Source organism: Pseudomonas sp. MUP55, from assembly GCF_034043515.1.
GTDB lineage: Bacteria > Pseudomonadota > Gammaproteobacteria > Pseudomonadales > Pseudomonadaceae > Aquipseudomonas.
On record NZ_CP138214.1, the window covers coordinates 3142290 to 3167041 of the forward strand.

The 24752-nt window shown below is 59.7% G+C and carries 21 protein-coding genes; 4 read left to right on the forward strand and 17 right to left on the reverse strand.

Going from position 1 to position 24752, the window contains the following annotated elements; genetic code table 11:
• Positions 1 to 138: 138 nt before the first annotated feature.
• Positions 139 to 1500 (forward strand): aminotransferase class III-fold pyridoxal phosphate-dependent enzyme, encoded by a 1362-nt coding sequence (locus SC318_RS14150; RefSeq protein WP_320427273.1) that lies wholly within the window; start codon positions 139 to 141, stop codon positions 1498 to 1500.
• A gap of 79 nt (positions 1501 to 1579) precedes the next feature.
• On the opposite strand, the gene gabP is transcribed toward SC318_RS14150, so the two are convergent.
• From gabP to SC318_RS14180, 6 genes are all read right to left on the reverse strand, one after another.
• Positions 1580 to 3013: a GABA permease gene (gene gabP / locus SC318_RS14155; RefSeq protein ID WP_320427274.1), complete on the reverse strand. Its 1434-nt coding sequence runs from the start codon at positions 3011 to 3013 to the stop codon at positions 1580 to 1582.
• Positions 3014 to 3116: 103 nt separating this feature from the next.
• Positions 3117 to 3626: an amino acid kinase family protein gene (locus SC318_RS14160; protein ID WP_320427275.1), complete on the reverse strand. Its 510-nt coding sequence runs from the start codon at positions 3624 to 3626 to the stop codon at positions 3117 to 3119.
• A 121-nt stretch (positions 3627 to 3747) separates the two neighbouring features.
• On the reverse strand, positions 3748 to 6657 hold the full coding sequence (locus SC318_RS14165; protein ID WP_320427276.1) for an FAD-binding and (Fe-S)-binding domain-containing protein: 2910 nt from the start codon (positions 6655 to 6657) through the stop codon (positions 3748 to 3750).
• Between the two features lie 210 nt (positions 6658 to 6867).
• Positions 6868 to 7032 carry a hypothetical protein gene (locus SC318_RS14170; RefSeq protein WP_413817562.1) on the reverse strand — a complete coding sequence of 55 codons (165 nt, stop codon included), beginning with the start codon at positions 7030 to 7032 and terminating at the stop codon, positions 6868 to 6870.
• Positions 7033 to 7236: 204 nt separating this feature from the next.
• A complete protein-coding gene (locus tag SC318_RS14175) occupies positions 7237 to 8106 on the reverse strand; it encodes an SDR family NAD(P)-dependent oxidoreductase (protein WP_320427277.1) in 870 nt (289 codons plus the stop codon).
• Positions 8096 to 9520 (reverse strand): flavin-containing monooxygenase, encoded by a 1425-nt coding sequence (locus tag SC318_RS14180; RefSeq protein ID WP_320427278.1) that lies wholly within the window; start codon positions 9518 to 9520, stop codon positions 8096 to 8098. The genes SC318_RS14175 and SC318_RS14180 overlap by 11 nt, the downstream gene beginning before the upstream one ends.
• Positions 9521 to 9743: 223 nt before the next feature.
• Between SC318_RS14180 and SC318_RS14185 the strand changes: the two genes are divergently transcribed.
• Entirely contained in the window at positions 9744 to 10817 is a 1074-nt protein-coding gene (locus tag SC318_RS14185) for an AraC family transcriptional regulator (RefSeq protein WP_320427279.1), read from the forward strand.
• Here SC318_RS14185 and SC318_RS14190 read toward each other — a convergent pair.
• From SC318_RS14190 to SC318_RS14220, 7 genes are read right to left on the reverse strand one after another with little or no spacing between them, the layout of a single operon-like run.
• On the reverse strand, positions 10798 to 12774 hold the full coding sequence (locus SC318_RS14190) for an SDR family NAD(P)-dependent oxidoreductase (RefSeq protein ID WP_320427280.1): 1977 nt from the start codon (positions 12772 to 12774) through the stop codon (positions 10798 to 10800). The two genes, SC318_RS14185 and SC318_RS14190, sit on opposite strands and share 20 nt — an antisense overlap.
• 24 nt (positions 12775 to 12798) lie before the next feature.
• Complete coding sequence (locus tag SC318_RS14195) at positions 12799 to 13419, reverse strand: hypothetical protein (RefSeq protein WP_320427281.1); 621 nt, start codon at positions 13417 to 13419, stop codon at positions 12799 to 12801.
• A gap of 10 nt (positions 13420 to 13429) precedes the next feature.
• Positions 13430 to 14911 (reverse strand): aspartate aminotransferase family protein, encoded by a 1482-nt coding sequence (locus SC318_RS14200; RefSeq protein ID WP_320427282.1) that lies wholly within the window; start codon positions 14909 to 14911, stop codon positions 13430 to 13432.
• Positions 14908 to 15585: a class II aldolase/adducin family protein gene (locus SC318_RS14205; protein ID WP_320427283.1), complete on the reverse strand. Its 678-nt coding sequence runs from the start codon at positions 15583 to 15585 to the stop codon at positions 14908 to 14910. Before SC318_RS14205 ends, SC318_RS14200 begins: the two co-directional genes overlap by 4 nt.
• Positions 15582 to 17210, reverse strand: a complete 1629-nt coding sequence (locus SC318_RS14210; RefSeq protein ID WP_320427284.1) for a xylulokinase — start codon at positions 17208 to 17210, stop codon at positions 15582 to 15584. Before SC318_RS14210 ends, SC318_RS14205 begins: the two co-directional genes overlap by 4 nt.
• Before the next feature lie 10 nt (positions 17211 to 17220).
• Complete coding sequence (locus SC318_RS14215) at positions 17221 to 18102, reverse strand: TorF family putative porin (protein WP_320427285.1); 882 nt, start codon at positions 18100 to 18102, stop codon at positions 17221 to 17223.
• 27 nt (positions 18103 to 18129) lie between these two features.
• Entirely contained in the window at positions 18130 to 18555 is a 426-nt protein-coding gene (locus SC318_RS14220) for a DUF2147 domain-containing protein (protein ID WP_320427286.1), read from the reverse strand.
• A gap of 162 nt (positions 18556 to 18717) precedes the next feature.
• Here SC318_RS14220 and SC318_RS14225 point away from each other — a divergent pair, with 162 nt between their 5' ends.
• On the forward strand, positions 18718 to 19392 hold the full coding sequence (locus SC318_RS14225) for a TetR/AcrR family transcriptional regulator (RefSeq protein ID WP_320427287.1): 675 nt from the start codon (positions 18718 to 18720) through the stop codon (positions 19390 to 19392).
• A 151-nt stretch (positions 19393 to 19543) separates the two neighbouring features.
• Here the strand turns inward: SC318_RS14225 and SC318_RS14230 are convergent, their stop codons facing one another.
• The gene (locus SC318_RS14230) at positions 19544 to 20794 is read right to left on the reverse strand and encodes an MFS transporter (protein ID WP_320427288.1); all 1251 of its coding nucleotides are present in this window, start codon (positions 20792 to 20794) and stop codon (positions 19544 to 19546) included.
• Between the two features lie 102 nt (positions 20795 to 20896).
• On the opposite strand from SC318_RS14230, the gene SC318_RS14235 reads away from it, so the two are divergent.
• Positions 20897 to 21865: an AraC family transcriptional regulator gene (locus SC318_RS14235; RefSeq protein WP_320427289.1), complete on the forward strand. Its 969-nt coding sequence runs from the start codon at positions 20897 to 20899 to the stop codon at positions 21863 to 21865.
• Positions 21866 to 21963: 98 nt separating this feature from the next.
• Here SC318_RS14235 and SC318_RS14240 read toward each other — a convergent pair whose 3' ends face one another.
• The 3 genes from SC318_RS14240 to SC318_RS14250 form a co-directional block, all read right to left on the reverse strand.
• Entirely contained in the window at positions 21964 to 22791 is an 828-nt protein-coding gene (locus tag SC318_RS14240; protein WP_320427290.1) for an EamA family transporter, read from the reverse strand.
• A gap of 74 nt (positions 22792 to 22865) precedes the next feature.
• A complete protein-coding gene (gene gcvA, locus SC318_RS14245) occupies positions 22866 to 23771 on the reverse strand; it encodes a transcriptional regulator GcvA (RefSeq protein WP_320431236.1) in 906 nt (301 codons plus the stop codon).
• Between the two features lie 257 nt (positions 23772 to 24028).
• On the reverse strand, positions 24029 to 24724 hold the full coding sequence (locus SC318_RS14250) for a B3/B4 domain-containing protein (protein WP_320427291.1): 696 nt from the start codon (positions 24722 to 24724) through the stop codon (positions 24029 to 24031).
• Positions 24725 to 24752: the final 28 nt, after the last annotated feature.

The window sequence follows — 24752 nt, forward strand, 5'->3', positions numbered from 1 at the left end:
GCCATTCGCGCCCTGCCCCCTCCTTCAGCGGTTTCCTGCCCGTCACGCGGCGCGGGTTCAAGTCCCGCCTGAAACCCCGCGCACAGTTTGTTTGATGCCATCCATCCGTTAAACGACTCGATAGTCATTGGAGTTTATATGCACGACGTAGATCGCCTGCTGCGCCAGGATCGTCATTGGGTTCATCCTGTCACCGCCTTGCTGGAACATGAAGCGATGGGGCCCTGTATCTGGAAGTCCGCCGAGGGTATCCATCTCACCGATATTCATGGCAAACGTGTGCAGGATGCCTTCTCCGGTCTGTGGTGTGTGAATGCCGGTTATGGGCAGCAATCCATTGTGCGGGCGGCCCAGCGTCAGTTGGAAACGCTGCCCTATGCCACCGGTTATTTTCACTTCGCCAGCGAGCCGGCGATACAGCTCGCAGCCCGGCTGGCAGCGATAGCGCCTAAAGGTCTGGATCGAGTGGTGTTCGGCCAAGGTGGATCGGATGCGGTCGACACCGCTATTCGCCTGGTTCGCTACTACTTCAACGCCATCGGGCGGCCGCAAAAGAAGCAGTTCATAGGGCTGCAGCGCGGCTACCACGGCACGTCGTCCAATGGCAGCGGATTAACCGCGTTACCCTTGTTTCACCGCTATTTCGATGTGCCCACCCATGAACAGCACCACATTCCCTCCCCTTACACCTATCGGCATCCAGAAGGCCCTGACGAACACCAGGTGCTGCGCAGCACGGTCAAGGCACTGGAAGACAAGGTCGCTGAAATCGGCGCGCAGAACGTTGCTGCATTCATCTGCGAACCCATTCAAGGCTCGGGTGGGGTAATCGTTCCACCGAACGGTTTTTTAAGGGCGATGCGTGACGCGTGTGATCGTTTGGGTATTTTACTGATCGTCGACGAGGTGATCACTGGGTTCGGGCGTACTGGTCCGATGTTCGCCTGTGAATCGGAAGGAGTGAGCCCGGATTTGATGACGCTCGCCAAAGGCCTGACCTCCGGTTACGCGCCAATGGGTGCAACCTTGATTAGCGAGCAAATCTACGCCGCCATCGCCGCAGCCGGTAGTGACGGAACCGCCCTGGGTCATGGGCAAACCTACGCAGGGCACCCGGTCAGTGCTGCAATCGCGAACGCAACACTTGACCTCTATCTGGAAGGTGGCCTCCTGCAGAATGGCCAGGAGGTAGGCGCTTACTTTCAACGCAAGCTCAAGCAACTGGAGTCACTGGCTTGCGTCGGTGAGGTGCGTGGCCGTGGCATGCTGGCAGCCTTGGAATTCGTGACGGACAAACAGACCCGATCAAAGCCGCAAGCCTCCCTGCAGTTCGGACAGCAAGTGCTCAAGCATGCGTTTACCGAGGGATTGGTGTTCAGAGCCTTTTCCGACGACATCCTGGGGTTTGCACCGTCGTTGAACTACACCACGGCCGATATCGATACCCTCATCGAGATCTTGAAACATGCCATCGAGAAGACGGCCGCTCGCGTACTGTAACTGAACAGCGCAGCGAGTCAGCCACACACAAAAAGCCCAGACCGCACGCCGGCCTGGGCTGTTTCATGCAACCGCGACGTTAACGACGTGCTTCCTGGACGACCAGGTCAGGCACCCAGGGTGGGGATGGGCTGCGTCGTTTGACGACCAGACCGGTAATCACCACCAGGGCTGCCAACCCGGCCGTGGCAAGGATTTCGCCCTGATGCGCCGGCAACGTGAGCATCACACCCAACGCGCCGACGATGAACACGATGACCGCCCACGTCAGCCCTGGGTACAGCCACATTCTGAAACTGATGCGGTGCCCATGAGCCGTCAACTTCTTGCGCATGCGCAACTGGGAGATCGCTATGACCAGGTAAACCAGCAGCGCAACCGCGCCGGAAGTGGCCAGCAGGAATGAGAACAGGCGCTCCGGTGCGAAGTAATTGATGATCGTAGTGACGCAACCAATGGCGGTGCTTGCCATGACCGCCTGACGGGGCACCTTGGCAAGTGTCGTCGCCTTCAGAAACGCCGGCGCTTCTCCCCGCTTGGCCAAGGAAAACAGCATCCGCGACGCGGTGTAGATAGCGGAGTTCAGACAGCTGGCAACAGCAACCAATACCACGATATCGACAATGAACTTCGCGTTCGCAATGGAGAGATACTCCAGTGCTCGCTGGTACGAGCCCACGACAGTGAGAGCTGGATCATTCCACGGGACAATCGACACAATCATGAAGATCGAGACGATGTAGAACAGACCGATACGCCAGATCACCGAGTTGGTGGCGCGCGCAATCTGCTTGCTGGGGTTATGGGACTCCGCTGCCGCGATGGTGACGATTTCAGTGCCCATGAAGCTGAACATCGTCGTGAGCAAAGCTCCCAATACCGGGGCATATCCGTTTGGCGCGAAGCCGCCGTTGTTGTTGATCAGTGTACCGATACCGCTGACCGTACGATCAGGAAAACCACCCACCAGTGCGATAGCGCAAACCACGATGAACGCGATGATCGCCAGCACTTTCGCCAGGGCGAACCAGAACTCGAATTCACCGTAACGAGCCACGCTGTAAAAGTTGGTCAGGGTCAGCCCGCAGGTGATGCTTAGCGCAAATACCCACGTATCGATGCCCGGGAACCAGCCGTGCAATATCGCCGCAGCAGCAATGGCTTCAAGGGGAATCACCAGCACCCAGAACCACCAGTAGAGCCAGCCAATGGTAAATCCCGCCCAGGGTCCGATGGCCCGGTTTGCATAAGTGGAAAAAGAACCTGTATCCGGCGATGCAACGGCCATCTCTCCGAGCATTCTCATCACCAGCACGACAAGGGTGCCAGCAACCAGATAGGAAAGCAGCACCGCAGGCCCTGCAGCCGCAATGGCATGGCCCGACCCGACAAAAAGCCCCGCGCCGATGACACCCGCGATAGATAACATCGTGACATGCCGCTGTTTCAATCCAGGGGCAAGCGACGAGCCGGCCTGTCCTCCGGTCTCAATGGTTGTTTGTATCTTTGACATTAGATTCACCGTTTTTTTTATTAGGCAGGCTGTGAAGTTCTGGATGTACGAAGGCATCGTATTAGTGTTTTATAGTTCTCCCATTGATCGAGCCTGGTTTCACTCAGGCGATAATACGGTCGCTTTCCATGACCGGTTCCCGCTCCTGTTTCGGCGCTTCAATAGTGGCGCGAAGTTTATCGGCAAGGCACTCGGCAATGTCCCACTGCCTATCCTCGGAGCGACCTGTTACCCACGTCAGTTCGTTATGAATAAGTAGAGGTATAACGCCCAGGTCCGTCAGGGTTCTTATCGTGGCGAGCGTTTGCACAAGTTGGCGATCACTGCCTTCACGGCAACGCTCAACCACCAGTTGCGCGCTCATGATGTGATGGTCTTCGAGCACGGCGACCCAATGTGCAATCAGCCGGGTTTGCCCAATCAGTGCAGCGGGAGATGCCACCGTGCGATAGAGCGTCTCGCCCTGTTCAGCCTGGATGACTACGATGGGTTTCAACCCACGCGCCAACAGACTCAATAACGTTGCAATACCGAGACGAACGTTAGCCAGTTGCAACTTATCGCGATCGACAACTTCACGCAGGTTTAATTTAAGAACCGCGAATTCACTCACACGTCATTTCCTTTCAATCATCACGCGTTCTAATTCTTTAAACACGGCAGGTGAATAAGCGAAGGTATCGCCCTATTCTGGACAGGGTGCTTCTCCACACCTTGAAAGCCTGCTCTACGCCTCAGCGCAGGATCATCGCCAGGTACTGCGCCAGGTGCATCGGTTGTCGGCCACTGACGTTGCGTATTTGCCCCCGGCAACTGAATCCATCGGCCACAACCCGGACGTCCTCGGGCAATTTATCCAGGTGCGGCTTGAACTCCTGCTCACCGATTATCTTGGCGATGGGTGCACTTTTTTGATGGTAGCCATAGGCCCCGGCAACCCCGCAACAGCCTGCGGGGATCATCCCGCCCTTAACGCCCAACTGCTTGAGTACCGATTGCTCGGCGCCGAGCCCGCCACACGACTTTTGGTGGCAGTGTCCATGGATCCGAACGTCTTCCTCGATTGTCGGCAGTTCAATGCTGTGGTTTTGAATAAGCTCACTGAGCGTCACCAACGATTTCGTCAGTTGCGTTGCCCTGGTGTCATTCGGAAAAAGCCCAGGCATTTCGTCCCTGAACACAGACAGGCAACTGGGCTCAAGAACGACAACCGGAATACCGGCGCTTAGCGGCTGCTCCAGCTGCGTCAAGATCGCCTCAAGATTGGCTTTGGCCTGATCCAGCATGCCCACATCGTAGTAAGGCCGCCCGCAGCAGATATGCCGCTGCATGAGCTTGACGTGAAAGCCGAGTTTTTCCAGCACCTGGACCCCGGCCTCCAGGATTGCCGGGGTGAAACCGTTGTTGAAACTGTCGACCCAGAGCAGCACATCCGTCGTCGAGACATCGTCCTTATGTTGACGCAAGCGCCTGGCAGTCTTGCTTGCCCTGAAGCTCTGTCCGGCAATCGGCGGAAACTTGACGCCCGGTGCCAGGCCAAACAGCGCCGCTGCGGTCCTGAACAAAGCGTTGCCCATGGCGTAATTGAGGATGGGCGAAACCTTGGTGGCGACGGGCAGCCACTCGCCTATGCGCCCGATCATGGCGTCCATCAGCGATCGAGTGTTCTGCTGGTAGTGTCGATACAGGAATTCAGTCTTATAACGCGCGATGTCGACATTGGTCGGGCAGTCCGACTTGCAGCCCTTGCAGCTCAGGCACAGGTCAAGGGAGTCTTTGATGTCCTTGTTATTCCAGTCATCCTGAATCACATCGCCTTTGAGCAACTCGAAGAACAAACGCGCACGGCCCCGCGTGGAGTAACGCTCCTCCTTGGTTGCGCGGTAACTGGGGCACATCGTCCCGCCTTCCGGCGATCGGCACTTGCCCATGCCGATGCAGCGCTCGGTCTCCCTGGCAAACCCTTTGTCACCCAGCCGCGCGTCATAGGTGAACAAACTGCTGACGTCCTTGCGCGTGTAGTCCGGCCCCATGCGCAGGTTGGCATCCACCGGCATGGCGTGGATCAGCTTGCCGGGGTTCATTTTATTCAGGGGGTCCCAGATCGCCTTGAAATCGGCGAGGGCCTGCATGATGGTTTCACCGTACATGATAGGCAGATATTCGCCTTTGGCCTGGCCATCACCATGCTCCCCGGACAGCGATCCGCCATAGCGAACCACCAGATGCGCGGCCTCATCCAGAAAAGCCCGCCAGGTATCGATGCCCTTTTGCGACTTCAAGTCGAAGGTAATGCGCGAATGAATACAGCCGTCACCGAAGTGGCCATACAAGTTGGTCTTGTAGCCATAGCCGGCAACCATGCGGGAAAATTCGCGCAGGTATTGGCCCAGCAAATGGGGCTCAACGGAGGCGTCTTCCCAACCAACCGTGGGGTCGGGCTCGTTGGGGTCAAGCCCCAGAGAGGTAGCGGATGCGCCGGTCTCCCGGATGGTCCAGATGCGGTTCATCAACGCCGCATCCGTGACCAGCCGCACACTGGGATGGCCCGGTAATGATACGGCGATGTCCCGTGCCCGTGTCGCCGCAGCCAATACATCCGCATCGTTCATGGCACCGAACTCGACCATCAGCCAGGCATTGCCTGTCGGCAGTTCAGCAATATCGTCAACCTTCATGCCGCGCTCAAGCAGGCCGCCGATGATGCCATCGTCCAACCCTTCCATGGCAATGGGTGCCAGTGGAAGTAATTGGGGAACGGAGTCGGCCGCCAGGAAAATATCCTCGTAGCCAAAGACCACCAGCAAGCGATGAGTCGGGTTTGTGACCAACAGCGTCTCAGCCTGCAGTACCGTCACACAGGTGCCTTCCACACCAACCAATGCGCGCGCAATGTTAAAGCCATTTTCCGGCAACAGTTGGTCGAGGTTATAACCTGACACCCTGCGCTTGATCGTCGGGAAAATCCTGCGGATGTCATCCCCGTACTGATCAGCCAGAGCCTTGAGCCCACGCACGATTTGCGCGCGCCTGCCGCCTGCCGCCAGGTGCTCCTGGTATTGCGCCTCGTTTGTCGGGCCTACCCAGAAGCGCTCGCCGTCGTAAGTGAGGATCTCCAGACGCTCCACATTTTCCACCGTTTTGCCGGCCATGACCGAGTGCGCACCACAGGAGTTATTGCCGATCATGCCGCCTAAGGTGCAGCGGCTGTGGGTGGCCGGGTCCGGCCCGAAGGTCAATCCATGTTTGGCCGCGGCCGTCTTGAGCTGGTCACAGATAACGCCTGGCTCTACGCGGGCAATCCGGCGCTGGGCATTAATATCGATGATGCGGTTCAGGTATTTGGACGTGTCGATGATGACCGCCGCGTTTACCGATTGGCCACACATGGAAGTGCCCGCGCCGCGCGGCAGCAGTGGCAGGTTTGCCTCCCGGCATAAGCGCATCGCGGTGACGACATCCTCAATGGACTTGGGTATTACCACACCGATAGGCAATTGACGGTAGTTGGATGCCTCTGAGGCATACACCGCGCGAGTGGCCGCATCGAAGCGAATCTGCGCAGTCGTTTGTGCCTCCAGTTGCGAGCGAAGCTTCATCAGCACGTTCAGGTCAATGACGGATGCGGCGGTACTGGAGGTCATAAGGTTGCCTATTGTTGTGCCAGCGGCTACGCACTGGGTGGCGACTGGTGTCGCGCTGGCGTCGACCAGCGCCTTCAGCGATGATTCATCCTATGCATTGCCGGGCGGCGGCTCCACGGTTGAAAAGTAGGAACGAAACGATCTTCTCTCCTGCTTCAGGTGTAAGCCCGACCCGTCGCGCAAGACAACCCGCCCACCAACGAACAGGCATTATTTGGGTTGGCAATACCCCAGAATGACGCCGAGGAAGCTGGAAGCAGCAGCGAAAATTACATAAAAGGCAGGCGCGGTTGCGGTGCCCGTCGCTTGAGTCAACCAGGTCAAAATCAACGAAGCGAAGCCGCCAAACGTCATCACCGCCAGGTCGTAGGCCACCGACAGTCCCGTTGAAAACACTTTGGCTGGGAACACTTCGGACAGTGCCGGTGACCGATCTGCTGGCCGACGTGCGAGCGATGGTCGCAGGCACCTGGAAGCGAGAACACCGTGACGACCTCTGACGAGCGCAGCACACCGATAGAGTGGGCCTGACGAACAGCCGATGGCCCACCCTTGCCTACTCCAGTTATATTTTTGCGGTCATTTCAAGCGCCAGCCTTCACCTTCTCTAGTTATCAAACCCCGCTGTTCGAGCGACACCAGATAGTGGCGGTGCCCCTTTTCGCTCTTGCGTCGAAACAAGGGCAATACGTACGGTAAAATTCCTGGCACCAGCATGACTAAACGCGCGGTCCAGGATTCACTGGGGCGAACGAACAGTTCCAGGCGAGGTTTTTCCAGCGCCTTGATGACTGTTTCAGCCACGTCTTCGGGCATTTGAGGCGGGTCCATGAACTGCATCCTGTTGCCGTTTTCGATGGCCTCACGCATCAACATCGGCGTTTCCGTCGCCGACGGGTTCACGATGGTGAATTTCACCCCCAAGCGTTTGCCGTCCAGCCCCAAGCACAGCATGGCACCACGCAGGCCAAATTTTGTTGCCGAATAAATGCATGTCTCCGGCATGGGAAACAGTCCTCCCAAGGAAACAATTGAAATAACCCGCCCGTCCGTGGCGTGTTGCAACAAGGGCAGAAACGCCTGACAGAGCTCCAAGGGCACCATCATATTGAGCTGGACTTCATGAGCAATGGACGCGACGGGCCTGATCTCGAAAGGAGTATTGCTTAATATCCCGGCGTTATTGACCAGTAGATCCAGGCGACCGATCTCACTTCCCACATAGTTCACCAGCCCCCCAAGCGCCTCACGATCGGTAAGGTCTGCCTGATAGGTCAGTGCCATGGGCCCGAGTATGCTTGCCGCCTGGGCCAGGCGCACCGTATCAATATCGACCAGCAGGCACTTGACGCCTCGGGCGATCAGCGCCGCCGCGATAGCACGCCCCAGCCCACCGGCGCCCCCCGTAATCAGCGCGATCCAGCCCGAGTACGACGTATCATTCGCCATGCAGACTCTCCCCCACCACGTCCTGAATGACCGGCGCGGCGCTCGTTGGGGAAGACTGATCAAGCTTGATGGCCGCATACACGTGCGCTGTCAATCGCGGCCAATGCATGCGCGTGCGCAATGTCTCCAGATAGCGGGTGAAGGATCGAGCATCCAGATAAACCGCATGCCGATCCGACTGCACAAACTCAATCCCCCCACTGAGGTCCGGATCGTCGCGCTCAATCAACTGATCGAATTGGCGCGCGGTGTCGAGCCCATCCAGTTGCGCACGAAAATACGCAGCCAGGGTGAGCGCCTGGGTATCGAAAAGCTTGAACGCACTGGAGTTCTGATCAAGGTAGCCGATGGCGCAGAGGTTACGGTGCGTGCGGCTGAACATTGACAGGTAAAGTAGCGGCCTGCCGTTCTTCCATTCAAAAAACTGCGCCGCGCATTGCGCGCCCCACTTGAAACCCGTGGCGCAAAGGATCAAATCGATTTTTTCCCGCACGCCATCTTCGAAAATGACGAAGTCGCCCTCTAACCGATCGATGTTTTTCCTCACCGCAATATTGCCGTGTTGGAGGTGATGCAGCAGTTGCGAGTTCACGATCGGGTGAGTCTCGAACAAGCGATGATCAGGCTTGGGTAAGCCCCAGCGTGTCAGGTCCCCCACAAGCAGCTTCAAAAGAACCGTGAAGACAGGCCTGGCCAGCCACAGAGGCAAGTGCGGGCCTTTTTCGCCGAAGACATCGGCAGGTACGCCAAACACATGCTTGGGAATGAAATGGTAACCACGCCGCATGCTGATAAAGGCTTGTCGTGCATGAATAGCGGCTTCGCAGGAAATGTCCGCGCCAGAGTTACCCGCGCCCACCACCAACACGTTTTTACCGTGCAATTGCGAGCCGGATTGGAACCAATTGGAATGGCGTATTTCCCCATTGAACTCACCGCGAAACGAAGGCAGGTTGGGCTCCCAGTTTGTCCCGGTCGCCAACACTATCCACCGATATCGACGCGTAGAACCGTCACTGAGGCGCACGGACCAGTGACCGTCAGGATCCTTTTCGATCAGGGTCACCGTGGTATTGAACTGTATGGACTCACGCAACCCGAATGCGGCAGCGAAGCGCCTCAGATAGTGAGCGATTTGACGGTGGGAGGGGTATTCCGCAAAGTCCCTGGGCATTGGAAACCCGACGAAGCCCGACAGGTCCCTGGAAGAGATGAAATGCGCCGAATCGTACATCGGCGTGCCAACGTTGGTGATGTCCCAAATCCCCCCCACCTCCGAATGCCGCTCGAATTGGTCATAGGCGATTTTGCTTGCCTTGAGTGCGCGTGCGGCACTCAGCCCACCTGGACCTGCGCCAATAATACAGGCGGCATTTGCTCGGTCGGTAATCGCTGCGTCTTGTTCTGGTTTCATAGCGCGGTCCTTGGACATTCGGTTCATTGTTGAGCCGAAATCTAAAGCGAGACCGGCGCTTTCGATGAGCCTTTTGCGGCCATTGAGGGGGCCATTGCGGACAGACAAGCCGCGCGCGCAGGAAACTTATCCGGGATGCCGGCAAAAACAGAAAGGAAGATGCTCGATTGCCCGCGATAGGGGTAACCTCTACGAGCCCTTTTCGATGCAGAGCGCTCGATCCATGTTAGAGCCCGCAGCCGCTGCCCAGCACTGGACGCAGCATCCCCAACAAGATGAAGCCGTGGTGGTTCCCAATGTCGTGCGGGCCCTGTTCAGCCTGCTGATGGAAGGCGGCCTGTCGACGGAGCGTATTTGTCGTGGTCTCGGCTTCGGCTACGCCGAGCTGCTTGACCTGGACATGCGCTTGTCGTATCGGCAGACCCGAATGCTGATTATTCGAACGCAGCGCGCAATCAAGGATCCCGCATTGGGGCTCTCTGCCGGCGCACGTCAGACCCCAGTGTCCTGGGGGCTGGCGGGCCTGGCCATGTTGACCTGTAGAACCCTGGGGGAGGCCATCACCTATGGCCTTGAACACCAAGGTGATACCGGTGCGTTACTGGAGCACCGCGCCAGTGTTCATCCCAACGAGTTCATCATTGAGGTCAAACCCAAAGTGTTCGATCTTGAAATTGAGCCCTTCTTGATCGAAGAAGCCTTTTCGAGCGCCGTGTCCGTGGTAAGGCGGCTGATAGGGCCGGCCTTCAACCCGCTCAGGGTCGAATTATCGTACGCCCGCCCGGAATATGCGCAGGCCTATCGGCGGGAATTTCGTTGCCCGATAACATTCATGGCCGGGAAAAATCGCTTGGTCTGCGAAGTCCATTGGTTGAATGCGCGCCTACCGGACTATGACGACATGGCGTGTGGCCCTTTGCGGGCCAAGTTGGATCAATTGATAAACCGACGCGGCTCTCGCCATGACCTGATTGAAACCCTGTCCAGTCATATCCGCCTCAACCTCGACGACCCTGAAGCCCTGCAGACCTTTTCAAAGGAGCTCAACATGAGTGAGCGTACCTTGCGTCGGCGCCTGACGGACCTGGGTGTGACATACAGCGGGCTGCTGGATCGAATCAGGCACGAGCGCGCTTGTGACTTACTGCAAAACACCACTATGTCGATCGCCGACATTGCCCACGCCATCGGTTTCAGCGATGCGCGGGGCTTGCGGCGCGCCTTCAAGCGCTGGACCGGGGCGTTGCCGACCACACAACGGCCGTCCGGCCAGGCAATTATGCCGAGGTGTTCTTGAAAGCGACCGCCGTGCAAGACGTACGACCGTCACTCGCCAGCACCGGCAACTCCCGACGCAACACCCAGAGCGTGACCGCTTTGGGCAATATCCTCGCCAGCCGGATCAACCAGCGCATAGGCCACGGGAACATGTAATCCCAGCGCTGGCTGCGCATGGCAAACAGCATATGCTCGACGGCCGCCGCCTCCGATATTTCCAGCGGCGCGGGCATGCCATCATTTGCTGTCTGAGCGGTCGCGACAAAGCCTGGGTAAAGGGACAGAAACCGGATCCCGCGGCCGCCGAACTCGATCCGGCAGGTGTCGATAAGCAAGCGCAGCGCCCCTTTGGCGGCGCTGTAAGGGCCTTGAAGGGTCACGCCCAGGAACCCCGCCAGGGAGTTGGTGCACACAACCAATCCCTGTCCCTGGCGGCTCATCTGCTCCAGGGCCGGGAACAGATAGTTGACCACCACATCGTAGTTCGAGCGCATATACCCGGTGACATCAGCGGCTTTCATCTCACGCATATCCAGCGCGGGCGCGCCGCCGGCGTTAAGCACGACCACATCCAGACGACCATATAACTCGACAATTTCATCCACGAGACCGGCCGCCGCCTGCTCATCCAACGCATCCACTGCCCAGACCAGGCATTTGCCCCCCTGAAGCGCGACTTCCAGTTGCAGGTCATTGAGCAGCTGTTTGCGCCGGGCCGTGGCCACTACCCAGGCGCCTTCCTGCGCCAGACGCACCGCAAGCCGCCGCCCCATGCCGGAGGACGCGCCCACTACCAGCACCACCTTGCGCGCAAAACTGACGCGCTCGCTCGCAGGGCACTGGCGCAGCAAACCAACCAGCGTCAGTGCGATCAATGAGAACACGGCACTGACCAGCAACACGTACTCGGCGTTGTCTCCCGCCACCCACTGAGACGCCACCAAGGGCCCGAAGGCGCATCCCAGCAGTTGCATGCCTGGCACCAGCGCCGCTATCCGCCCAGAGCGATCAAGCTGCAGCGCGATACGTACCTGGAAAGGCGTCAACATCAGCCAGATCAAGCCAAACGCGCCGCACAACATCAGGAATAACCTGACGCCCATATCGGCAGAGAAATACATGGCCAGTGCGATGCTGCCCAACAGCAATGCGGCAACTGCCAACAACGAAAAATCCGAGACCCGCCGTACCAAGACAATCCCCAAGCACCCACCCACCACTTGCATAACCAGGGTACCGGAGATGAGTAGTTGTGAATTTTGTGCGTCAAGCCCCACGTATTGGCTTAACGGCTCAAGGTAAGCCCAAAGCCCGCCAATGGCACTGAGCTGCATAAAGACCAACCCCAACAACAGCAGGTGGTTAAGGCCCCAGCTGAAACCGCCCTCATCCGTTCGCTGTGCCTGCTGACAGGCCAGCCGAACAGGCTGCCACCGGACCAACAGCAAAGAAGCTGCCGTCAGTGCCCCCAAAAACACAAAGCCATAAGACGATGTGCTCTGAATAGGCAGTACCCAATACGCCAGCACCGCAGCGGCCAACGCCTGGCCAAGGGTTTGCACCACCATGAACACACCCGCCACGCGGTCAGGTGCAGGACCCTGGACGATCAGGTTCACGGTCCCCCATAACAGCAAGCCTTCGGCCAACCCGGCCAAAGCCCTCGTCAGTGCCAGTGCGCCATCACCGGTAGTGTTGGCGGTGATCATGTCCAAACCCGATGCCGCCAGAATGGCCACGACCGTAATCAGGCGCAGGCTGAACACCGAGCGCAACAAGTCGCCCAGGACAACGCCCAACCCCAGCGAGAGAATTTCGCCCATCGCGACCAAACCGACGCCTTCAAGCGAAAGCCGGTTTTGCGCCAGCAACTCTCCCAGGAGCAAGGGTTGCAGCCCTACCATGAGCACGGCGATCGAGCCCAGCGCCAAGGCCGCGCTCAGGTGTTTACGGGAAACAGCGGACGACATGTGCATGGCGCTACACCTCTTGAAGGGTTTTCAGTAACCACGGTTTTCCGGCGGAATCTCGCCTCGGGCAAAACATTGCGTCGCGCGTTTTTCATCTTTCATCAGTCGGCCATTGGCAACCAGCACCACCCACCAGGGCAACAGTGTCATCTTGGCGCCAGACGCTTTGGCGAGAGTGAAGGCCTTGGCGCACTTTTCAAACAGCTGTGCGTTCAGCACCATCCGGGTCCCGGTAGTACCCAGGGCGACCGGCACGCCCTTGATCAACAGTGCATTACCACCGCGCTGCAAGGCAGGGGCAATGTCCTGGACAGAAGCAGCCGGCACCCCCATATGGCCAATATGCCGAGCTTGCTCATCAAATAAAATCGGCACCACCCCGCCAAAGTCCACCAGGCTCCAGGCGAAATCGCCCCCGCCCACCAGAACGGCCCCCACATCGGCCCGCGCGCGATAGATCGCATGATGGGTCTGGCTGTCGCCCATGACATGTACCGGCCAGTCGACACGCGTGGGGGCCGCGTCATCCAGCCGCCCCCACCACATGCATTCCCTGCCCGGTATGCGCAAGGAAATGCTGCTACCCGCGCCCACCAGGCCGACCAGTCGCTGCCGAAGCTCCAGCCATTGTTGCCGCAGTACATCGTGCATCGCGCTCACCTCACACCAGTTGGAAAACGGCGTCGAATCGCTCGAGCGCATCGTCGATGACTTCGTCTGTATCAGCCAGGCTGGTATAGATCCGACTACCCGCCAGCGTGATCAACCCATGCGCCGTATAAGCAGCGCCCATTTCTTCCATCATGTGCTTGCGCGACTTGGCTTCATTGCGTGCTCGCAGCAATTTGAGCGGATTACTGGTGTCCAGCAACAGCACGCCGGACGTTTGCAGATGCACGATCGAGCCCATGTTGTAGGCCACGTAGGGCAAGCCACGGCGGTTGATGATTTCCTCAAGCCCCTTGCGCATACGGTCGCCGGCGCGCCCCGCCAGGGCCGGTGCGTTCAGTTTGCGCGCCTCGACCAAGGCGTAATAGCCCGCCACGCAGGACAACGGGTTGGCCGACAGCGTACCGCCGACAAACGCCCGGCGTGCCGAGGTGCCGATACCACCGGCCAGCAGTTGCATGACATCTCTGCGCCCTCCGATCGCCCCGGCCATGGGGTAGCCGCCGGTCAGGCATTTACCCAGCACGGTAATATCGGGCATCACGTTGAAATAGCCTTGCGCGCCACCCAGGCCGGCACGGAAACCGGTGACCACCTCGTCGAAAATCAGCAGCGTGTCGAACTCGTCGCAGAGCTTGCGCAGTTGACGATTAAAGTCCGGATGCACCGGGCGCGTACCGCTTTCGGGGCCAAAGGGCTCCACCATGATCGCCGCCGTTCCGCCGCGCAGACGGTTGATCTGCAAGCGACGGCGTAGCGCATCCAGATTATTCGGCGGGCTCTCCTGGGTGTGGGCGGTGGCGCCGCGTGGAATGCCGACAGCCTCCATACGCCCGGTGCCCGGCAAGCGCATGCCATACACCAACTGGTCACTCCAGCCGTGATAAGCGCCGCCGATCTTGATCACCCATTTCTTGCGGGTATAGGCGCGCGCCAGGCGCACTGCTGCCATGACAGCTTCGGTGCCGGAGCCCAGCAGGCGCACCATATCCACGCCGGGCATCACTTCGCAGACCAGTTGCGCCAGCTTCACCTCATATTCATGCAGCAGGCCGGTGACCGGGCCGCAGTCGTCGAGAATCCGATTGACCTGCTCGCGAATGGCCGAATGGTTGGAGCCCAGCAAGGTCGGCCCACCGGCCTGCAGGAAATCGATATAGCGGTTGCCGTCCACATCGGTCAGGTGCGCACCCTTGGCCTGGGCAATGGCGAGTGGAAAGGGATAGTTGAAGGCGAGGTTATGCTGGACGCCACCCGGGATATATTTCTTGGCCTCCTCAGCGAGCCGTCTGGACCCCTGGCAACGCTCGTCGAAGTAGCCCATGACCTTGCTCAGCGCGTCGCGCTTCAAGGGGCGAATCGGCTGCTTGACCAGCGCATCGAAACGTCGATACAGGGAGTCAACGTCAGGCCAGTGCGAAACCGCTGAATCTGCCGAGGCAGGTAATGTGACGGGATCAAGAGGCTTGTTCATGATGGGGTCTCGGAGGAAGGGTGAGTATCGCCAGCACTGGAACGCACCAGGGCGTCGACCAGGCGTGCCAAGGCGGCAGGTGACTGCGGCTGGTTGCGGGACTGCAGGGTGATTTGGCGCAGCAGATAGTCACGGCAGAATGTTTCGAGGTCCTCAATGCGCGCGAGGGTCGTCTCGATATCCGGGCCGCAGCAGAGCACGCCGTGATTGCGCATCAGGTATGCGTTGTAATCCCAGCGAATGGCTCGGCCGAACTTGCCGGCCAGCCAATTGGAGCCGGACGGCGCGTACCCTACCAATGGAATATGTTTGCCCAACGAACCCCACAGCTGCGGGTCCTGTACATCCAGCGACTCACCGAGCAAGGTGCAGGCACTGGCCACGGGTTGATGCGTATGGATGCTGCACTGCACGTCCGCACGCGCACGCAGGACTGTCGCGTGCAGCCCGCTCTCGACCGAAGGCTCACGCTCACCCGAGAGCTGCGCCAGATCCTTGAGGCGCAGCACACAGACATCCTGCGGGCGCATGCTGAAATAGTCGGTGGCCGACGGTGTGACAGCGATGTGCTGGGCGTCGATGCGCAACGCAAGGTTACCTCCCGTCGCCGCAAAAAAACCGCGCCGACACAGATGCTGCGACAGTTCGACGATTTGTTGTTGAACACGACTCATGAAGCAGTCTCCTGTGTGGGGTTCAGGCGTCGATAAAGCGGCGCGAGGCGCTTGCGCACCTCCTGGAATGTGGCGAATTGATCGTCGTACAAAGCACGACTGGCACGGGAGGGTTCAAACAGGCGATGCGGGCGCTTGAGGCTCGGCAGGTCGTGGAACTGCAGCTTGCCCAAACCCACTGCCGCAATGAACGCAGCACCGCGAGCGTTGGTCTGAATTGCGTTTTGAGGCTGATGAATAACGCGTCCGCAGACGTCAGCCATGATCTGGCACCACACGTCCGACTGAGCGCCGCCACCGGTGGCCACGATCACGTCGCTGGGCTGGCCGAGAAAGCGCGAGAACGGTTCGAACATCCAGCGAGTATTGAGCGCTACCCCTTCCATGAAGGCGCGGATGATGTCTTCTCTTGAGTGCTCCAGCTTGAGATTGAACAAACCTGCGCGCAGGCTAGGATCGCTGACCGGCGAACGTTCACCGCACAGCCACGGTGTGTAGATCAACCCTCGCGATCCAGGCGGCACCCGAGCGGCAATGCGGTCGAGCAAGGCGTAGACGTCCGGCTGCTGCTCATCGCTGAGCAGCTCATCCGGGTGGTACAACACCTTGTCGCGCAGGAAGGAAAGGTTTGCGCCCGCCGCCGACTGCGTGGCCATCGCCAGGTAGCGGCCATTGACAGCACTGGGCACTGCCGCAATTTGGTGGCGCACGCTGGTTCGCTTGAACGGGACGTGTGCGCCCACCCAGGAAGAGGTACCCAGATAGAGGTGTGGGGCAAAGTCACTGACCGTGGCACCAACGGCCACTGCCGAGGTATCGACAGCCCCTGCCACGACTTGCGTGGTGTGCGCCAATCCCAGCGCCTCGGCGAGCTCCGGGCGCAACGTGCCGATGACATCCGTGGAGCGAACCAGCTCAGGCAGTTTGCCGGCGTCGATCCCCAGGGCCTTGACCAGGCCGTCGTCGTAGCGGATGCGATGTGGGTCGCGGTTGTCGGTGATCCAGGCCGTCAACATCGAGTCGCTGGTAGCGCAATAGCGACCTGAAAGGCGCAGGTTCATGTAGTCGAGCACGTTGAGGAACTTGTGGGTCCGCTCATAGCGCTGCGGCTCGTGATCAAGGATATAGGCCATGTGCCCGGCTGAATCCATGCCGGACAACGAGGCGACACCTCCGGTCAGACGCAGTGAGCGCCAGAGTTTGAGCGGCCCGTACCCTGCCAGGCTGAACCGCCCTCCCCCCATGCGTTTTTTAACCGCGCCGGCTCCGCGCTTGTCCAGCCATAACATCGCCCCCCCTATGGCAGCGCCGTCCCGGTCCACGCACACCGTGCCTTCACCCTGCGTTGAACAACACACGGCAATCACCTGGCGCCGCCGGACGGGATCGGCGCCGAGCAGCTCGCTGGCGCCGCGCATAAAGGCATTCCACCAATCGTGCGGGTCTTGCTCGACACTCGGGCCGTTCACATGCAGCGCAACACTGTGAAACGCCCAGGCTCGTATTTCACCCTCCAATGTAACCAGGGCGCACTTGCAACCGGAGGTGCCAAGGTCCACCGCGAGGACGAGTTGCTCCAGACCGGTGGCCGCCTGAAGCGTCCGGGATAAGAAAAGCGAAGTCATAAAGGTCTACTCAGAAAGTACGCGAAATCGATGCGACCCAACGGTTGTCGTCTGTGGAACGCACATGTCCGTCGTCCTCAGCCATATACAACTCGCGTGCCCGCGTCTTGGCGGTCACCCAATCAAGCCCCCAGTCGAAACCCCACAAGTGGTGGATCAAGCCGATGTCGTAGTCAGCTGCGCTCGCTTCTGAGAAGTTAACGATTTGCTGATAACCGGCATGTAGCTTGAGCGTGGTATTCATCCCGAGTGGGTATTTGTAGTCCACGTCATAGAGCATGCTGCCACGTGAGTTGCGATCCCCTTTGGCGTAGCACTCCAAGCCCTTGGTGGGGTCGTCACGAAACTGCAACTGAGCCCCACACACGCCGCCGGTATTGGCGCCGCGGTAGGTTTTTGACAAAACCCGGGCGATCCGACCTTCAAGCGCCCCGTAGCCGATTTCCACTACGGCAAACTGGCTGTTGTAGTTGGTCGTACGCTCATCGGTGGGGGTGAAGGTGTCGAAGTCGAATTTGTTCGGTGCCTTGAACTGCGCACCGGGAAACATCTCTGCCGCCAAACCCACGCCGTAGTGCCAGGCCTCGGGATCGCCGAAGCGATAACCGCCCGCGAGCAAGACGCCAAGACCATCCCCTTCTGGAAATTGCTTCTTGTTGACGGTGGTGAACTCGGCCAGCGCCACCAAACCTGATTCATGGGCGACCTGAATCGTGACTCTGGCACCCGGCCGGTTCAACGAATCCGACACGCCTCGGGTCCTGACATCGGACAGGGCCTTGGCCGTCACATCAACTGCATAACTGGCCATCTCGTCGGCGAATGCCAGGGATGGGCTGACGATGGGCCACAGCAAAGCGGCCATCAGATAATGGTGTGTCGTTGCACGCATGAGGCTCTCCCACAAGAAAGGTCCGATTTACAAAGTGCAAACCGGTGCAGGAGGCAGTGAGGCAATGCGTTCGAACTGCTCTGTCTTACCGAGAATCTCGGTACCAACAAAAGCCCGGACATTGAGGTAGCCCTCTTTGACCCGAACGACGCCTTTGTATTTTTTGTGATCGCGCGGATCAAACACCCAACCATCGCGCCAGGCTTGCTGGTCGAAACGGTCCAGTTGCATGATCTGTACGCCGCAATCGCTGGTAGTGGAAGCCACATCCTTGACCCACACCACCTTTCCACACAACGCGCCGGGCTTATCGGCGCAATCGTCGACCTTGACTACCGCATCCTTTTCCGATGTGAGCCATAGGCCCTTGGCCTCCTGTGGACCTGCCGCCGCATAACCGCTGGAAGAGCACACCAGTGCCAGTGAAAGGAAAAGCCAATGCCGCGCGTTCATAGTCATCACCTGTATTTTTTGTTTTAAGAGACCGTCACACTAGCGATGCATCGGTTATGATAGTCATCGCTACACGATAGTTATAACTACCATTATCAGACTCAGCAACATTTTTTTTCATTTTGATAAGCTGACTCTTCCACCTTTTTTTGCTAGGTACCTATGGCCAAGCCCAACACTGCCAGCGCCCGCGCCGCTACCGCCGGGAAAGCCCAGGAACACAAGAAACCGCCTGCACAGCAGCGCAGCACGGAGACCTACGAGCGGATACTGGTCGCAACCGCACAAACCCTGTGCGACGTAGGAATCGAGCGTCTGTCGACCAACCTGGTATGCGAATGTGCGGGGCTCACGCCGCCGGCGCTGTACCGCTATTTTCCGAACAAGTACGCGCTACTGACGGTGTTGGGCGAGCGCCTGCTGGAAAAACAGAACGCCCTGATCGACCACTGGATCACCCCGCAACTATTGTCCGGCCCGCATGAGGCTTTGGAGTCGGCGCTTGCCGCACTGATCCTGGAAACCTACCGGGTCACCGACTCGACCTTGGGCGGCATGTGGATACTCAAGGGGCTGCGCGCGGTACCGGCGCTGGAGCATGTAAGGCTCGACTCCCACCGGCAGGTATCCGGCGCACAGGCAGAAATCCTTGCGCAGGTGTTCCCCCAGGCAGATCCACAGCAGCTCGCTACCGCCGCCAGAGTGGCGGTGGAAATGATCCACGCGACGATTGAACTCTTGTTTGATGAGTCCCTGGACCCCCAGAGCGTATGCGCCATGGTCGCCTCGATGATTGTCAGTCATTTGGATCGGTTGGCCCCACCTCCAGTAGCGTAGGGAGAGAGGCGCGAACATGGCCCGTGCCGCCGTCCTCAAGTACTCCGGTCACCCGCAGCGCGCGCAAACACGTGAGGAGTCCTTGGTGAGACGTCGTATTGTTCATCGAGCCCGGATTACGGATGGGCTCTGGGCGGTTTGGCAAACCGGATCAAAGGTGTAACGCGGGCTTGCGTTGGCCGACCCCATGGGCAGAAGGGACGCGGACCCGCAGCGCAATCAGCAGCGCGGCCAGCAGCATCAGCACAGCCGCTGCGACGAACACGCCTGCGCTGCCACCGAGGCTGAACATTGCCCCGCCAGCGGCGGCGCCTGTTGCGATGGCCGACTGCACAGAGGCCACCACCATGCCTCCGGCGCTTTCCGCCTGATCAGGTACCGCGCTGGCAACCCAGTTCGACCACGCCACCGGCACACCACCAAAGGCCAAGCCCCAGAGCGCCAGCAGTACCGCCTGCCCCGGCACCGAGGCCGGCAACAGCACCAGCGCCAGCGCTGCAACACCGACCAGCGCGGGCATCAATACGAGCGTGGCCAGCGGGTGGCGCTCCAGCAGCTTCCCGGCCAACAGCGTGCCGGCGAAGTTCGCCACACCGAACCCCAGTAGCATCAATGACAGCCCTTGCGGGCCGATGCCGGTAGTCCCTTCAAGGAATGGCCGAACATAGGTGAACATCGCGAAGTGGCCGCTGTGCACCAGCACGCATCCGAACATCCCCATGGCGATGCCGGGGCGCTGCAACACCTCGAGTACGGTGCGCAGACGTGCCGGCCGGCGCGGCGCAAGGCGCGGCAGTGTGAACGACTGGAACGCCAGGGTCACCATGCCAACCGCCGCCGCTGCAAAGAAGGCGCTGCGCCAGCCATACAACCCGCCCAGATAGCTGCCCAGCGGCACCGCAACGACTGTGCCGATGGCAATGCCGCTGAAAATGATCGACAGCGCCCGGGGTAGCAAAGCGCTCGGCACCAGGCGCATCGCCACCGCCGCCGCCATGCTCCAGAACCCGCCAAGGGCAACCCCCAGCAAGACACGCATCACCAACAGCACCGCGAAGCTGGAGGAAACGGCGACCAATAGATTGGAGGCGACCATCAACGTGGAAAAACCCAGCAACACCCAACGTCGGTCGAGGCTGCGGGTCAGGCCTGGCACCAGTAAGCCGGCGAACAGCGCCACCACGGCGGTCACCGTTACCGCCTGGCCAGCCAGCGCTTCGGACACGCCCAGGTCAGTTGCCATCAGCGTCAACAAACTGGCCGGCAGGTACTCGGCGGTCAGCAATCCGAACACCCCCATTGCCAACGAGAACACGGCCATCCACGCGGGGGTCGCAGGCTCTACGTCCGCACCGACGCCGAGATGGCGGTCGGATGCTGTATTACATACACAGTCAGTCATTGCACGGATCTCCCAATCATCATTGCGAGCCGCAGTCTAGGCAGCGAAAGCCGGATGATCTATGATCGAAAATCTCTATTTTTTGATCAAAACACCTAGCCCATGCCTGCCGATCAGTTTGCGCTTTCCTCGGACCTCATCAACGAACTGTTGCGCGGCATGCGCCTGCGTGGCGTCGAATACCGGCGTATCCAGGCGGGGCCCACCTTCGGTTTGGGTTTCGCGCAGAAACCGGGGCACGCCTGGTTCCACTTCATGGCCGTCGGCACTGCGGTGCTGCAAATGGAGGACGGCACCACCTACGCGCTGTCTGCCGGCAACGCCGTGTTTATCGCCCATGGCGCGGCCCATCAGCTTTCTTCCCACGCCGGCGTGCCGGTTCAGGACATCGACCGTCTAGAGAGCGCCCCCCTGGGTGACAGCGTCAGCGCGGTGGATACCGGAGCCGAAGCCTGCCCGACGCCGAGCACTATCTTGTTCAGTGGCTGCATGGAGTTTGAACTGGGCAGTATCCACGGCCTTGGTCGGCTGATGCCGGGCATGATGCTGATTGATGCGGGCGGCCAGCGTTACCCCGGGCTGGTGCCGATCCTGACCACCATGGAACGCGAGGTCAGCGCGGCCCGTGTCGGCTTCGCCGGTATCCTCGCGCGATTGGCCGACGTGGTGGCCGCCATGGTCGTACGCGGCTGGGTGGAATGCGCCTGCGGGAATGCTTCTGGCCTGGTTGCCGCCTTGCGCGATCCACGCCTGGCCGGTGCACTGCTTGCGCTCCATCAACAACCGGGCCGCGACTGGACCGTTGCGCAGCTGGCAGAGCACTGCAATACCTCGCGCTCGGTCTTTGCGGAGCGCTTCCAGGTGACCATTGGCATGGCCCCGCTGCGCTATGTCACCGAACTGCGGATGCGGCTCGCAAGCCAGTGGCTGACACTCGAAAGGCTGCCGATTGAGGAGGTGGCGCAACGCTTGGGCTACACATCCCAGGCCGCGTTCAGTCGTGCATTCAAGCGCATTACCGGCAAGACACCGGGTTTGAGTCGCAAGGTGAGGCAGCCCGCTGTCACCTGAAACCGAGCGCAAGGTTATTGACCCGTACGTCGATGCGTCGGAATGCGTGGCGCCTGCGAGACGTTGGCCATCGACATGGCTCTGAATCGTCGGCTGTATCAACCGATGATGAAGGTGCCGCTGGCGATCACTACGCATGCCAGTATCCGGCGGACGGTGAGCGTCTCGCCGAGGAACACATAGCCGATCAACGCCGCGAACAGCACGCTGGTTTCGCGCAAAGCCGATACCGCGCCCAGGGGCGCCTGGTTCATGGCGTAGATGACCATTGCATACGCGAGCAAAGAAACCAGCCCGCCAACCAAGGCAGTCACTGTTCCGGGCCGGAGGGAGACCAGGCTGCGGGTGTCGCGTAGACCGATGTAGAGCACAGGCATCAGCACGCCCCACAGGGCACACATCCAAACCGTGTAGGCAAGCGGCGCATTGGATAACCTGGCGCCGATGCCATCGACCACGCTATAGGCCGCGATAAAGCAGCCCGTCCCCAGCGCATAGGGCAGGCCTGGAACCGACAGACTGCGCCCTTTGAAGGCCAGCGAAATGATCCCGCCTGACACCAGCACAATACCGAGCAACGTACCCGGCGTGATGCTTTCCCCGGCAAACACAGCGGCGCCCAGGGTAATCAGCACCGGCGACGATCCGCGTGAAATCGGATAGATCTGCCCCAGGTCTGCGACCCGGTAACTGCGCACCAGAAACAGGTTGTAGCCCACATGCAGCAACCCCGACAGCACTGCGTAGCCCCAGCTTTCAATCGCGGGCGGCACCATGAACGCTGCGGCGACGACACAGGTGATGGCGATTGCAATGCTCATCACTGTCATGGACCACAGCCGATCGGCACCGCTGCGCAGCAACGCATTCCAGCTGGCATGCAGGAGCGCGGCGAAAAGCACGAGGAGGATGAGATGAATAGGCATGCGCCACTTTAGGCACTGCGAAGCCCCGACTGAAGCGAATTCTCCTCATTGCAGCATGAGTGAACGCTCATGCATCACGGTTGCACTCGTTGTACCTTGCTCGCCTCACTGGCCAACCATTGACGAAAACTGACGATATGCGGCTGCGATTCGATGCCCTTTGGGCACACGAAGTAGTAGGCAAGTGGCGATGGAAGCGGCACGTCGAACAGCCGAACCAAGCGGCCATCGCTGATTTCGTTCTCCACATGCCCGCTGCGCACCAGCGCGACGCCTTGACCGAGTAAAGCCGCCTCGACCGTCATATTGGTATCGCCAAATCTGAAGCTCTCCCTGAGTGGCAAATAGGCCAGTCCGACGGCTTGAAACCACCCCTCCCACTTTGGCACCAACTCGGCACCATCGCGTATCAGCAGAGGGAAATGCAACAATTCGGCAGGGCTCTGCGGTGTCCCGACGCGCCGCAGCAATTCGGGGCTGGCCACAGGAAATACTTGCTCCCCAAACAAGAACTCCGAATGCAGGCCTGGGTAATTGCCCTTGCCGAGCCTGATCGCAACATCAGCCTGGCCGTGAGAGAAGTGGATAATGCTATCTGTGGTGTCCAGCGAGACCAGCAGCTCGGGGTGCTGACGGGATAAATTCGGCAAGCGCGGCAGCAGCCATTTGAGGGCGAAGGAATAGGTGGCGCTGACGGTGAGCCGAACCCTGTCTTTTTGCTCGCGCAAATCACCCAACGTCGCCTCCAGGCTGATAAAAAACTCCCGCACGATGGGCGCCAGCGCAGCCCCCGCTGCCGTGAGTCGCAGCGCCTTGCCACGTTCAAACAACTGCACGCCCCACAGCGCCTCAAGGTGCTTGAGCTGGTGGCTGACTGCGCTTTGAGTGACGTGTAGTTCCTGTGCGGCCGACGTGAAGGTCAAGTGCCGGGTGGCAACTTCAAAGGCGCGCAAGGTCGCGGTGGGCGGCAGGTCTCTCATAAGGACGGTATCCAGCGAGTTATCAGGAAAGCGCATGCATGAACGCTGGCTCATGATAGAGCGAATATCAGTGGCTGGCTGCGCCGTGTTGAGCGTTTCCATTTTCTGCGGCTATGCGATTGCTTTCGGCACGGCGCCCAGGTTTTTAAGCGCCGGTGCTGCGCAGCCGATTCAACGCCTCCCCTTGCCAAATGATCCAGGTTCAAAAGCCATCCACCCACTGCTTGAGTCGTGTGGCTTGCAGGGTTTCCCCAACCCTACTTGGCCCCGGGACCAATCAGCGAGCTTTCGATCTGGACGCCGGGCATCATGTGCTGCAACCCCTCGATCAGCTTGTCCCCCGCTTCCGTCAAGGCTTCAAGCGGCATCGCCGGCAGACTTTCCAGAATGAACCACATGTACTTCGCGTCAGCACCGAGACGGGTCCTCACACCTTGTCGCCAATTCCAGCGACGGCAGGTCACGCCTTGGTCATCGCGCCAGACAACTTCGCCAGCCTCCGGATATTCGACAGCAGGCGCCCCCTCTTTCATGGTGTCAAAAGGCTCGGTGCCATCGGCAACTACCAGCCGTGGGGAGCCCACATAGGCTTGAATGTTTTCCCCGCCTACCGGGATGGCGTACTCAATGCTGATTGCGTTGTAGAGATCGACGATGGGGTCCAGGCTAGGCAAGCTGGCGTCACGTAAAACACGTTTACGCAGCGCCTCAGCCGAACACGGCGTGCGCTGCGGCTTGGCCCCGAACTTTCGGAACGTCTCGGCCCATGCGGCCAGATGGGCTTCTCCCCAGCTTGGTCCACCCTCCTGCACGGCCTTGCAAGCACGGTCCAGCGCGGCCTGAGCCACCTCAGGATGGATCAGCGGCGCAGCTTGCACCACGATACTCAGGGCCCTGAACTCCGGAGCCAGCTCGGCAACGGCCTGATCGATTAACGGCAGTACGGACAGCATCAAAAACCTCCACGAACCTGAATGTCAT

Coding starts and splice junctions, on each gene's coding strand:
- gabP (WP_320427274.1), bottom strand. CDS start 3,013: ATGTCAAAGATACAAACAACCATTGAGACCGGAGGACAGGCCGGCTCG.
- SC318_RS14250 (WP_320427291.1), bottom strand. CDS start 24,724: ATGCTGTCCGTACTGCCGTTAATCGATCAGGCCGTTGCCGAGCTGGCT.
- SC318_RS14240 (WP_320427290.1), bottom strand. CDS start 22,791: ATGCCTATTCATCTCATCCTCCTCGTGCTTTTCGCCGCGCTCCTGCAT.
- SC318_RS14195 (WP_320427281.1), bottom strand. CDS start 13,419: ATGCACGATGTACTGCGGCAACAATGGCTGGAGCTTCGGCAGCGACTG.
- SC318_RS14205 (WP_320427283.1), bottom strand. CDS start 15,585: ATGAGTCGTGTTCAACAACAAATCGTCGAACTGTCGCAGCATCTGTGT.
- gcvA (WP_320431236.1), bottom strand. CDS start 23,771: ATGAGAGACCTGCCGCCCACCGCGACCTTGCGCGCCTTTGAAGTTGCC.
- SC318_RS14190 (WP_320427280.1), bottom strand. CDS start 12,774: ATGCACATGTCGTCCGCTGTTTCCCGTAAACACCTGAGCGCGGCCTTG.
- SC318_RS14185 (WP_320427279.1), top strand. CDS start 9,744: ATGTTAGAGCCCGCAGCCGCTGCCCAGCACTGGACGCAGCATCCCCAA.
- SC318_RS14220 (WP_320427286.1), bottom strand. CDS start 18,555: ATGAACGCGCGGCATTGGCTTTTCCTTTCACTGGCACTGGTGTGCTCT.
- SC318_RS14180 (WP_320427278.1), bottom strand. CDS start 9,520: ATGAAACCAGAACAAGACGCAGCGATTACCGACCGAGCAAATGCCGCC.
- SC318_RS14165 (WP_320427276.1), bottom strand. CDS start 6,657: ATGACCTCCAGTACCGCCGCATCCGTCATTGACCTGAACGTGCTGATG.
- SC318_RS14235 (WP_320427289.1), top strand. CDS start 20,897: ATGCCTGCCGATCAGTTTGCGCTTTCCTCGGACCTCATCAACGAACTG.
- SC318_RS14150 (WP_320427273.1), top strand. CDS start 139: ATGCACGACGTAGATCGCCTGCTGCGCCAGGATCGTCATTGGGTTCAT.
- SC318_RS14175 (WP_320427277.1), bottom strand. CDS start 8,106: ATGGCGAATGATACGTCGTACTCGGGCTGGATCGCGCTGATTACGGGG.
- SC318_RS14210 (WP_320427284.1), bottom strand. CDS start 17,210: ATGACTTCGCTTTTCTTATCCCGGACGCTTCAGGCGGCCACCGGTCTG.
- SC318_RS14225 (WP_320427287.1), top strand. CDS start 18,718: ATGGCCAAGCCCAACACTGCCAGCGCCCGCGCCGCTACCGCCGGGAAA.
- SC318_RS14200 (WP_320427282.1), bottom strand. CDS start 14,911: ATGAACAAGCCTCTTGATCCCGTCACATTACCTGCCTCGGCAGATTCA.
- SC318_RS14230 (WP_320427288.1), bottom strand. CDS start 20,794: ATGACTGACTGTGTATGTAATACAGCATCCGACCGCCATCTCGGCGTC.
- SC318_RS14215 (WP_320427285.1), bottom strand. CDS start 18,102: ATGCGTGCAACGACACACCATTATCTGATGGCCGCTTTGCTGTGGCCC.